The following is a 10,433-nucleotide window of genomic DNA, read 5'->3' as shown; positions in this document are numbered from 1 at the left end:
CAGGACGCGGCATCAGGAGGCCATGGCGATGGCAAAACCACAGGCGCAGCTGGCCGAGATCGATCCGGTCTGGAGCCGCATTCGCAGCGAGGCCGAGGAGGCGATCGCGGCCGAGCCGCTGATGGGCGGGCTCATTCATTCGAGCGTGCTGCATCACCAGAGCTTTGCCTGCGCGCTGGCCTACCGGCTGTCGCTCAAGCTCGCCTCGGATGAGATGCCGGCGCAGATCCTGCGCGAGATCATCGATGGCGCCTATGGCGCCGAGCCCGAGCTGGTGGTCTCGGCCCGCGCCGATCTGGTCGCCACATACGAGCGCGACCCGGCCTGCCACCGCTTCCTGCAGCCGCTTTTGTACTTCAAGGGCTACCAGGCGATCCAGGCCTACCGCCTCGGCCATTGGCTCTGGCAGGAGGGGCGGCTCGACCTCGCCTATTTCGTGCAGATGCGCGTCTCGGAGACGTTCGGCGTCGACATCCACCCTGCAGCCCGGATCGGGCGCGGCGTGATGATCGATCACGCCCATTCGGTGGTGATCGGCGAGACGGCGGTGGTCGGCGACAACGTGTCGATGCTGCATTCGGTGACGCTTGGCGGCACCGGCAAGGAAGAGCAGGACCGCCACCCCAAGATCGGCAACGGCGTGCTGATCGGCGCGGGCGCGAAGGTGCTGGGCAACATCCGGATCGGCGACTGCTCGCGGATCGCGGCCGGGTCGGTGGTGCTGATCGACATCCCGGCCTGCAAGACCGTGGCGGGCGTGCCCGCGCGGATCGTCGGCGAGGCGGGCTGCGCCCAGCCGTCGGTGTCGATGGATCAGACATTCAAGGGCGACGAACAGGTCTGAGCGATTTGGGCGGTCTTTTGGGCCGCCCACGGTGTCAGCCCTCGGATGGCAAGGGCGCCGTCGGGCGGCGCACCGGCCAGACCTCCAGCACCCCGGCGCAAAGCACCAAGGCCCCGCCCGCGAGTTCCAGCGGCCCCAGATGCTCGGCCGCGAGCCATGCAGCGGAGAGCGCGCCGACCAGCACCTCTGACATCAACAAAATGCCGGTGCGCGCCGGTTCCAGCCGGGTAGTGGCCCACATCAGCCCGGCCATGAAGACCCCCCACCACAGCCCGCCGGTGGCGCCCGACCACAGCAGGGCCGGGGCGATCTCGACCCCGGGGCCGGGAAGCGGCCCGAACAGCGGCGCGATCGCCAACGCGCCCGCGCTCGCCCCCGCGGCGAAGACGAAGGCGGCTTCGGGCGGCGCCAGCGCCGGGCGCAGCCGGATGCCGGTGGTCGAGACCGACCACATGAGCCCCGACGCCAGCGCCAGCCATTCGCCGGCGCCGCGCGGCAGCGGCCATTCGCCATCCGCGCCAAGCATCACCGCCAGCCCCGCAAGCCCCGCCGCGATCGCCACGAGCCGCAGCCTCGGCGTGTGCCAGCCGAGCAGGCGGCCGATCAGCGTGCTCCAGACCGGGGTGAGGAAGAACAGCAGGATGATGATCGCGACCCGGCCATAGATGAAGCCCACCGAGTAGAGCATGAAGGCCGCGCCGCCGAGCGCCACCGAGGCCAGGGCCCAGGGGTCGGCATGGCGCAGCCGCCGGCGCGCCAGCGCGGCGGGCGAGAGCAGCGCCGTCGCGGCCAGGGTGATCGCGAAGGTGCCCCAAGCGCCCGACAGGCCGATCTCCTCGAGCCTTCGGACCGGCAGCCAGTAAAAGCCCCAGAGCACGCCAGAGGCGACCACGAGCAGGCTGGCGACGCGGCGGGTGGTCTCATCGGTCAAGCGCGCGGCTCTCCCGGCAGGACGGGGTTGGCATCGCGTCGGGCTGGTCGGACGCGTTCGGCTATTAGCGGGCGGCTAGATCCGCCCGGCACGCGCTTCGCGACGGCCATGGGGTCATTCCTCCAGCATCGGCAGCGCGAAGGTGATCAGCTGGTCGCCGACCTGCGGCTTGAGGATCGGGTTACCGCCGGCGACGAAGCTCACATATTGCCGCCCCTCATGCTCAAAGACCGCCGGGATGGCGACCGCGGGCGCCTCGACCCGCCATTTCCACAGCTCCTCGCCGGTCGCCGCCGAGAGCGCGCGGACATGCGCGTCCATCGAGGCGCCGATGAAGATCACGCCACCCGCCGTCACCGCCGGGCCGCCCAGCGTCGGGCTGCCCCAATCCTCGGGCGCGTAGAAGCCCCATTGCTGGGTCTGGCCGAAGGGCCGTTCCCAGAGCTGTTCGCCGGTGTCGAGGTCATAGGCGAGGATCGTGCCGAAGGGCGGTTTCCAGCAGGGCAGGCCCAGAGGCGTCAGGAAGTTGGTCAGCTCGAAGCCGTAGGGCACGCCCTCCTGAGGGTAGAAGCCCTGCTCGGCGCCGCTCTCGCCCGCGATCTCCTCGTATTCCTCGCGCGGGATCATCCGCAGGATCTGCGCCACCTTCTGGGTGTTCACGTAGAAGGTGTTGGTCTCGGGATCGAGCGCGCCGCCGCCCCACTGCATGCCGCCCGCCGTGCCCGGATACATCAGCGTGCCCTTACCTTCGGCGGTGGGCGGCGTGAACAGCCCCTCGTAGCGCAGCTCTTCGAGGGTGCGCGAGCAATAGCCGAAGCTTGCCAGATCGGCGAGCCACCAGATGCCGGGCCATGTGTCGTAGGTATTGGTGGGCTTGGGCACGTCGTAGAAGGGCTGCGTCGGCGCCGCCTCTTCGCCCGGCAGATCCGAGGCGGGGACGGGCCGCTCCTCCATGCCGAAGACCGGCTCGCCGGTCTCGCGGTTCAGCACGTAGAGCATGCCCTGCTTCGAGGTCTGGATCAGCGCCGGGATGGTTTCGCCGTCCCGCTCGATGTCGACGAGTGTGGGGGCGGCGCCGGTGTCGTAATCCCAGATGTCGTGATACACGAGCTGGCGCGACCAGATGATCTCGCCCGAATTGGTGTCCACCGCCGTTACCGAGGTGGCGAGGGGAAGCTCTTCGGTGCGGTTGCCGCCGTAATAGTTGGGCGAGGGCGAGGAGACCGGCATGTAGATGATGTCGCGCTCGGGATCGACGGTCATGTGGGTCCAGACATTGGCGGTGCCGGTGCGGTCCCACAGCTCCTTGGGGATGAAGTTCACGGTCCAGTCGAGTTCGCCGGTCTTCGCGTCCACCGCGAAGACGGTGCCCGGAGGGGCCTGCGCGCTTTCCCAGTCCTTGCCGGCCCAGCCGATGAACAGGCGACCCTCATGGGCCACGGGCGGCTGCAACAGCGACAGCGGCCAGCGGTCATTGGTGTCGTTCCACTGGTTCACGTCGAGCACGCCGGCCTCGGCGAAATCCTCGCAGGGCGCACCGGTATCGGCGTCGACCGCGTGCAGCTTGGCGTCCATCGTGCCGATATAGACGCGCTTGGCGCAGATGCCGCTGGCACCCGGCTCCTCCCAATAGGTGACGCCGCGGTTCTTCAGTGCGGGCTGGGTGAGAGCTTCGAGCCGGGACTGGCTGTCATAGGACCAGCGCTCCTCGCCGGTGGCGGGGTCGAGGGCGAGGATGCGGTAGAAGGGGGTGCCGACATAGAGCGTCTCGTTGGCGTAGATCGGTGTGGCGGACCAGACCGTCTGCGGCAGCTCGCCCGAGCCGTCCGAGACGTCGCCGGTCTCGACCTCCCAGACCGGCTCCAGCAGGTGCACGTTGGCGGCGGTGATCTCGGTCAGCGGGCTGTACTTGCGGGCCTGCAGGTCGCCGTGGAAGCCGGGCCAGTCCTGCGCGCGCGCCTCCGGCGCATGGGCGAGGGGCATGGCCAGTAGCACCAGTGCGGCGGCACGGCGGTCGTGGCCCTTGCGGGAGACGAGGTTCCAGATGGCACCGATGGTGGCGAGGATCATCGACCACATCGCGATGTCCTGCATCAGGAAATAGGCGGCCAGCGCCGTCAGCGCCGCGCCCAGAAGCGTGAGCCATTTCAGCGTGAGGTTCAGCCAGTAGGGCATCCATTTGAACAGGACCAGCGCCGAGGCCACAGCGACCGCCAGCGCCCCGAACAGCGCCAGCCCCGCACCGACGCTTCCGGCGACGCCGCTCTCGGGGCGGAAATAGGCGATTGCCAGCGCCACGCCGGCGACGATGGCGGCGATCAGGGTCAGGCCGATGCCCGGCTGCTTGTCACGATAGGTCATTCGGTTCCCTCACTTTTACCTGAGGGAAACGCGAGGTCGGGCGGCGGGTTCCTGCCTGCGCCAAGGGAACGAGGGAACGACGGCGTATCGCCCGCACAGGGGGAAGGTCGCGCGGGATGAGGCAACGCGCGGGTTCATCGCAGGAGAACGACGCGGCGCGGCAACGGCGCCAAGTGCATCGCGCACCAATACGTGGTATAATCGTGAACAGACTCGCGGAAATTTTCGGCCTTCGCCGAAAACATCTTGGCGACTGGCCCTGATCCCACATTTTCAGAAGCTCATGGGAGGAAATGCCATGAAACGCATGATGATGGCTATCGCGGTCGCGTGTGCCGGAGGGATGGCCGGCGCACAGGAGGCCCAAGAGGCGATGCCCGATGCGCAGGGCGACCAGGGACCGCCGGAATTCTTCCGCAGCATCTATCCCGAGCACGCCTTCGACGAGGCGATGGCGCTCTACGGAGCCCTTGGAGGCGAAGAGGCGGAGCTTGACGCCAAGACCCGCGAGCTTGTCGCGCTCGCGGTCGCCGCGCAGATCCCCTGCGATTACTGCGTCTATGCCCACAAGAAGAATGCGATGAGCGCGGGCGCGTCGGAGGCCGAGGTCCGGGAGGCGGTGGCGACCGCCGCCAATGTCCGCATGTGGAGCACGATGCTCAACGGGATGGATTACGACTTCGAGGCATACAAGGCCGAGCATGACGAGAGGATGCCGCCGACCAACTGATGCGACCGATCGAACTGGCCGACTGCTGCGACACGGACGGGAAAGGCAAAGGGGCCGCACCTTGCTGGTGCGGCCCCTTCGAACGGCGTGACGCGACCTGTCAGGCCAGCATCATCATCGGGTTTTCCAGCGCCTCGGCAATCTGCTTGAGCAGTTCCGCCCCCAGCGCGCCGTCGATCACCCGGTGATCGACCGAGAGCGTCACAGACATCACCGTCGCGACCTCGATCTCGCCCGCGTCGTTGACGACCGGCTTCTTCACGCCGGCGCCGACCGCGAGGATCGCGCCGTGCGGCGGGTTGATCACGGCGTCGAAATTGTCGATGCCGAACATGCCGAGGTTGGAGATCGCGAAGCTGCCGCCCTGGTATTCATGCGGCGCGAGCTTCTTGTCGCGGGCCCGCTTGGCGAGGTCCTTCATCTGCGCCGAGAGCGACGACAGCGAGCGGCTCTCGGCGTCGCGCAGAACCGGGGTGAACAGGCCACCCTCGATCGCCACGGCGACGGCGACGTCCGACGGCTTGAGCTTCAGCACCCGGTCGCCGGCCCAGACGGCGTTGGCGTCCGGCACGGCCTGCAGCGCCAGGGCCGAGGCCTTGATGATGAAGTCGTTGACCGAGAGCTTCACGCCGCGCCCTTCGAGCTGCTTGTTCAGCTGGCTGCGGAATTTCAGCAGCGCGTCGAGCTTGATGTCACGGCGCAGGTAGAAATGCGGGATGGTCTGCTTGGCCTCGGTGAGACGCGCCGCGATGGTGCGGCGCATGCCGTCGAGCTTGACCTCCTCGAACTCGCGATCCGCGTACATCTTGCGGATCTGCTCGGCTTGCGCGCCCGGGGCGGCGGGAGCGGCCACCGGGGCCTTGTCGGCCTGAGCGGCGGGCGCCTTCTCGGCCTCGGCGGGCTTCTGGCCCGGCTTGGCGCTTTCGACATCGGCCTTGACGATGCGGCCATTCGGGCCCGAGCCGGTGATCTGGCTCAGGTCGAGGCCCTTGTCGGCCGCGATCCGCCGCGCCAGCGGCGAGGCGAAGACGCGATCACCGGAGGCGCCCGAGGAGGCCGGGGCGGCGTCGCCACCCTTGGCCTGCTGCGCGGCACCGGCATCGTCGCCATAGCCCTTGGCGGGCGAGGTCTCGGCCTTGGGGGTGGCGGGCTCGGCGTGGCTGTCGGCGTCGCCCTTCTTGGGCGCGGTCGAGGCGTCGATGTCGTCCGCGCTCTCGCCATCCTCGAGCAGCACGGCGATGGGGGTGTTGACCTTCACCCCCTCGGTGCCCTCGGCGATCAGGATCTTGCCGACGACGCCTTCGTCGACGGCCTCGAACTCCATCGTCGCCTTGTCAGTCTCGATCTCGGCCAGAAGGTCGCCGGAGGAGACGGTGTCCCCCTCCTTGACCAGCCATTTCGCGAGCGTGCCTTCCTCCATGGTCGGCGACAGCGCGGGCATCAGGATTTCCGTTGGCATGTCTCGCGCCCCTTACTTGTAGGTCACTTTGCGCACCGCCTCGACGACCTCGTCGGTCGTCACCAGCGCGTGCTTCTCGAGGTTGGCGGCATAGGGCATCGGCACGTCCTTGCCGGTGCAGTTGATGACCGGCGCGTCGAGATGGTCGAACGCCTCCTGCATCAGCACCGAGGAGATGTAGCCGCCGACCGAACCCTGCGGCCAACCCTCTTCGACGGTGACGCAGCGGTTGGTCTTCTTCACGCTTTCGATGATCGCGTCGGTGTCCATCGGGCGGATGGTCCGCAGGTCGATCACCTCGGCCTCGATGCCGTCTGCCGCCAGCTTCTCGGCCGCCTCGAGGGCGTAGGTCATGCCGATGCCGAAGGAGACGATGGTCACGTCGGTGCCTTCGCGGGCGATGCGCGCCTTGCCGAGCGGGATGGTGAAGTCATCCAGCACCGGCACCTCGAAGGAGCGACCGTAGAGGATCTCGTTCTCGAGGAAGATCACCGGGTTGGGGTCACGGATCGCGGATTTCATCAGGCCCTTCGCGTCGGCGGCGGAGTAGGGCATCACGACTTTGAGGCCGGGGATCTGCATGTACCAGGCGGCGTAGTCCTGGGAGTGCTGGGCACCGACGCGGGCGGCAGCGCCGTTGGGGCCGCGGAACACCATCGGCGCACCCATCTGGCCGCCCGACATGTAGAGCGTCTTGGCCGCCGAGTTGATGATGTGGTCGATCGCCTGCATGGCGAAGTTGAAGGTCATGAACTCGACGATCGGGCGCAGACCGCCGAAGGCCGCACCGACCGCGATGCCGGCGAAGCCGTGCTCGGTGATCGGCGTGTCGACCACACGCTTGGGGCCGAACTCGTCCAGGAGACCCTGCGAGATCTTGTAGGCGCCCTGATACTCGCCCACTTCCTCGCCCATCAGGAAGACGTTGTCGGAGCGGCGCATCTCCTCGGCCATGGCGTCGCGCAGCGCTTCGCGGACCGTGGTGGTCTTGGTCTCGGTGCCCTCGGGCCAGTCCGGGGTGCGCGGCGGCTTGGGCGCGGCGGCGGCGGGCGACGCGGCGGCGGGGGTGTCGGAGGGCAGGGTGTCCTTGGCCTTGGTCTCTTCCTTGACCTGCGCCTTGGCGTCCTCGCCCTTGTTGGTGCCGGCGCTCTCGGCGGCGGAGGCGTCCTCGCCCTCTTCGAGCAGCACCGCGATGGGGGTGTTCACCTTCACGCCCTCGGTGCCCTCGGAGATCAGGATCTTGCCGACAGTGCCTTCGTCGACGGCCTCGAACTCCATCGTGGCCTTGTCGGTCTCGATTTCGGCCAGGATGTCGCCGGAGGCGACGGTGTCACCCTCCTTCACGAGCCACTTGGCGAGCGTGCCTTCCTCCATGGTCGGGGAGAGGGCGGGCATCAGAATTTCGGTCGCCATGGATCAGGCCTCCTGCGGGGCTTCTTCAGCGTAGATGTCGGTCCAAAGCTCCTCGAGCGCGGGCTCGGGGCTTTCCTTGGAGAACTCGGCGGACTCGCTGACGATCTCCTTGATCTCCTTGTCGATCGCCTTGAGGTCGTCCTCGGTCGCGTGCTGGCCGGCAAGCAACACCTGCCGGATCTGCTCGATCGGGTCGCGCTCCTCGCGCATCTTCTGCACTTCCTCGCGCGAGCGGTACTTCGCGGGGTCGGACATCGAGTGACCGCGGTAGCGGTAGGTCTTGATCTCGAGGATGTAGGGGCCCTTGCCCTCGCGGCAGTGGGCCACGGCGCGCTCGCCGGCCTCCTTGACCGCCAGCACGTCCATGCCGTCGACTTCCTCGCCCTTGATGCCGTAGGCGGCACCGCGCTCCCACAGCGACGGAGACTTGGTCGAGCGCTGCACGCTCGTGCCCATCGCGTACTGGTTGTTCTCGATCACGAAGACGACCGGAAGCTCCCACAGCTGGGCCATGTTGTAGGTCTCGTAGACCTGGCCCTGGTTGGCGGCGCCGTCACCGAAATAGGCGAAGGTCACGCGGCCGTTCTCGAGGTACTTGTCGGCGAAGGCGAGGCCGGCGCCGATCGGCACCTGCGCGCCGACGATGCCGTGGCCACCGTAGAAGTGCTTTTCCTTCGAGAACATGTGCATGCTCCCGCCCTTGCCCTTCGAGTAGCCGCCCTCGCGGCCCGTGAGCTCGGCCATCACCCCCTTGGGGTCCATGCCGCAGGCCAGCATGTGGCCGTGATCGCGGTACGAGGTGACGCGCTTGTCGCCTTCCTCGGCCGCGGCCTCGAGCCCGACCACCACGGCCTCCTGGCCGATATAGAGGTGGCAGAAGCCGCCGATCAGACCCATGCCGTAGAGCTGGCCCGCCTTCTCCTCGAAGCGCCGGATCAGCAGCATTTCGCGGTAGTAGTGCTTCAGCTCTTCTGCGGGGATGTTGGAGCCCTTGGGGGCAGGATTGGAACCCTTGGCGGGGCCTGTGTCGGAGGTCTTCCGGGTCGCCATGGCGTCTCCCTTCGCGCTGTGACGGATAGTTTAGCCTTGAACTATCACTTACAGAACTTGCGCGGGATGCAACAGGGCAATCTGGCGATCGGCGAAATGACGAACGCCGCGCTCGAAAAACCGACGCGGCGCAGCAAAATAAGGCGGGTGAAGCTGCCGCAAGGTCAGCGGATGACGATCTCGTCGGCGCGGATCATGCCGAGCACCTCGCGGGCGCGGGCGTCGAGCAGGTCGAGATCGAGATAGCGGTCGGAGAGTCGGCGGGTCAGATTCTCCATCCGCGCCACTTCCTCGCGCAGGCTGGCGAGTTCCTTCTCCAGGCCCCGGGCCTCGGCCTCGACCTCGGCCCGGCGGAACACGCCGTAATCGCCTTGGACGGCGGCAAAGGTAAAGTAGAGACCGATCAGCAGCATGCCGATCAGGTAGAGGGCGGGGCCCAGAGAAGGGGTGCGTTTCAACATCACTCGTGCCTCGTGTGCCACCTCTTGGGTCGGGCGGCTGCGACCAGCATGCCACGAAAAAGGCGGCGGAAACATCGCGTTTCCGCCGCCTTGGCGCCTTATTGCCGGAGACCGTGACCGGATTGCCGCTTTGGCGCAGTCGGTCCGGTCAGGCCGTCCCTCAGGCCTTGCCCAGATAGATGTCCTGCAGCTTGCCGAGCATCTCCAGCGCCTCGGCGCGCGGACGCTGGAACGAGTTGCGGCCGATGATCGAGCCGTTGCCGCCGCCGTCGCGGATCGCGCGGGCGTCGTCATAGACCGAATCCGCGCCCTTCTTGGCACCGCCCGAGAACACCATCAGGCGGCGGCCGCCGAAGGCCGACTGCACGCAATGCTTCACCCGCGCCGTCTGGGTCGAGATGTCGATGTTCTCGGCCTCGTAGACCTTCTTGGCCTCGGGCAGGGACAGGTGATCGGTCGAGAGCTTGATCTTGATGACATGGGCGCCGATCAGCGCCGCGATCTGCGCGGCATAGGCCGCGATGTCGATCGCGGTCTCGCCATCCTTGTCGAGCGCCTCGCCGCGCGGGTAGGACCAGATCACGGTGGCCACGCCCTTGGCCGCCGCCTCTTTGCGCATCTCGACGATCTCCTCGAACATCTCGAGCGCGCAGTCCGAGCCCGGATAGATCGTGAAGCCGATCGCCGAGCATCCGAGCCGCAGCGCGTCGTCGACGCTGGCGGTGACGGCCTGGTTCTTGCCGGCGGTGCCGGACATCAGCGAGTTGGCGCTGTTGCATTTCAGGATGGTCGGAATCTGGCCGGCGAAGGTATCGGCACCAGCCTCGATCATGCCCAGCGGCGCGGCATAGGCGTTGAGCCCGGCATCGATGGCGAGCTGGTAGTGGTAATGCGGGTCGTAGCCCTCGGGGTTCGGCGCGAAGCTGCGGGCCGGGCCGTGCTCGAAGCCCTGATCGACCGGCAGGATGATCATCTTGCCGGTGCCGCCCAGCTTGCCCGCCATCAGCATCCGGGCGAGGTTGGCCTTCACGCCGGGGGTCTCGCCCTCGTAGTTGCGAAGGATGTCGCGGACGGTTTCGGTGGTCTGCATGGGGAGCCTTTCGGTTTGCGGTTGCGGCAAACCTAGGGCTCCGCCCGGCGGCTCACAATCCTGTTAGCGCCACCGGGCGGCACTGTTAGCGCCA

9 protein-coding genes are annotated in these 10,433 nt (G+C 67.6%); 2 read left to right on the top strand and 7 right to left on the bottom strand.

Going from position 1 to position 10,433, the window contains the following annotated elements:
- The first annotated feature begins 28 nt into the window (after positions 1-28).
- Positions 29-844 carry a serine O-acetyltransferase gene (gene cysE / locus LOS8367_RS14920; protein WP_085897389.1) on the top strand — a complete coding sequence of 272 codons (816 nt, stop codon included), beginning with the start codon at positions 29-31 and terminating at the stop codon, positions 842-844.
- A 34-nt stretch (positions 845-878) separates the two neighbouring features.
- Here the strand turns inward: cysE and LOS8367_RS14915 are convergent, their stop codons facing one another.
- The gene (locus LOS8367_RS14915; RefSeq protein WP_085897333.1) at positions 879-1,775 is read right to left on the bottom strand and encodes a DMT family transporter; all 897 of its coding nucleotides are present in this window, start codon (positions 1,773-1,775) and stop codon (positions 879-881) included.
- A 114-nt stretch (positions 1,776-1,889) separates the two neighbouring features.
- Positions 1,890-4,136, bottom strand: a complete 2,247-nt coding sequence (locus tag LOS8367_RS14910) for a pyrroloquinoline quinone-dependent dehydrogenase (RefSeq protein WP_085897332.1) — start codon at positions 4,134-4,136, stop codon at positions 1,890-1,892.
- A 343-nt stretch (positions 4,137-4,479) separates the two neighbouring features.
- Between LOS8367_RS14910 and LOS8367_RS14905 the strand changes: the two genes are divergently transcribed.
- Entirely contained in the window at positions 4,480-4,866 is a 387-nt protein-coding gene (locus LOS8367_RS14905) for a carboxymuconolactone decarboxylase family protein (RefSeq protein WP_085897388.1), read from the top strand.
- Between the two features lie 100 nt (positions 4,867-4,966).
- Here the strand turns inward: LOS8367_RS14905 and LOS8367_RS14900 are convergent, their stop codons facing one another.
- The 5 genes from LOS8367_RS14900 to LOS8367_RS14880 form a co-directional block, all read right to left on the bottom strand.
- Positions 4,967-6,325 carry a pyruvate dehydrogenase complex dihydrolipoamide acetyltransferase gene (locus LOS8367_RS14900; RefSeq protein WP_085897331.1) on the bottom strand — a complete coding sequence of 453 codons (1,359 nt, stop codon included), beginning with the start codon at positions 6,323-6,325 and terminating at the stop codon, positions 4,967-4,969.
- 12 nt (positions 6,326-6,337) lie between these two features.
- Positions 6,338-7,738 (bottom strand): pyruvate dehydrogenase complex E1 component subunit beta, encoded by a 1,401-nt coding sequence (locus LOS8367_RS14895; RefSeq protein WP_085897330.1) that lies wholly within the window; start codon positions 7,736-7,738, stop codon positions 6,338-6,340.
- Between the two features lie 3 nt (positions 7,739-7,741).
- Entirely contained in the window at positions 7,742-8,788 is a 1,047-nt protein-coding gene (gene pdhA, locus LOS8367_RS14890) for a pyruvate dehydrogenase (acetyl-transferring) E1 component subunit alpha (protein WP_085897329.1), read from the bottom strand.
- Positions 8,789-8,952: 164 nt separating this feature from the next.
- Entirely contained in the window at positions 8,953-9,249 is a 297-nt protein-coding gene (locus LOS8367_RS14885) for an FtsB family cell division protein (RefSeq protein ID WP_085897328.1), read from the bottom strand.
- A gap of 160 nt (positions 9,250-9,409) precedes the next feature.
- A complete protein-coding gene (locus tag LOS8367_RS14880; RefSeq protein WP_085897327.1) occupies positions 9,410-10,339 on the bottom strand; it encodes a class I fructose-bisphosphate aldolase in 930 nt (309 codons plus the stop codon).
- Positions 10,340-10,433 lie beyond the last annotated feature (94 nt).

The organism is Limimaricola soesokkakensis (assembly GCF_900172345.1).
In the GTDB taxonomy this organism is placed as follows: domain Bacteria; phylum Pseudomonadota; class Alphaproteobacteria; order Rhodobacterales; family Rhodobacteraceae; genus Limimaricola; species Limimaricola soesokkakensis.
The sequence above is the reverse complement of the archived record's forward strand: the minus strand, read 5'-3'. Positions and strand labels throughout refer to the sequence as shown.

Excerpts from the sequence above, each read along its gene's own strand:
- cysE (WP_085897389.1), top strand. The coding sequence starts at position 29 with ATGGCAAAACCACAGGCGCAGCTGGCCGAGATCGATCCGGTCTGGAGC.
- LOS8367_RS14910 (WP_085897332.1), bottom strand. The coding sequence starts at position 4,136 with ATGACCTATCGTGACAAGCAGCCGGGCATCGGCCTGACCCTGATCGCC.
- LOS8367_RS14905 (WP_085897388.1), top strand. The coding sequence starts at position 4,480 with ATGGCCGGCGCACAGGAGGCCCAAGAGGCGATGCCCGATGCGCAGGGC.
- LOS8367_RS14900 (WP_085897331.1), bottom strand. The coding sequence starts at position 6,325 with ATGCCAACGGAAATCCTGATGCCCGCGCTGTCGCCGACCATGGAGGAA.
- LOS8367_RS14895 (WP_085897330.1), bottom strand. The coding sequence starts at position 7,738 with ATGGCGACCGAAATTCTGATGCCCGCCCTCTCCCCGACCATGGAGGAA.
- pdhA (WP_085897329.1), bottom strand. The coding sequence starts at position 8,788 with ATGGCGACCCGGAAGACCTCCGACACAGGCCCCGCCAAGGGTTCCAAT.
- LOS8367_RS14885 (WP_085897328.1), bottom strand. The coding sequence starts at position 9,249 with ATGTTGAAACGCACCCCTTCTCTGGGCCCCGCCCTCTACCTGATCGGC.
- LOS8367_RS14880 (WP_085897327.1), bottom strand. The coding sequence starts at position 10,339 with ATGCAGACCACCGAAACCGTCCGCGACATCCTTCGCAACTACGAGGGC.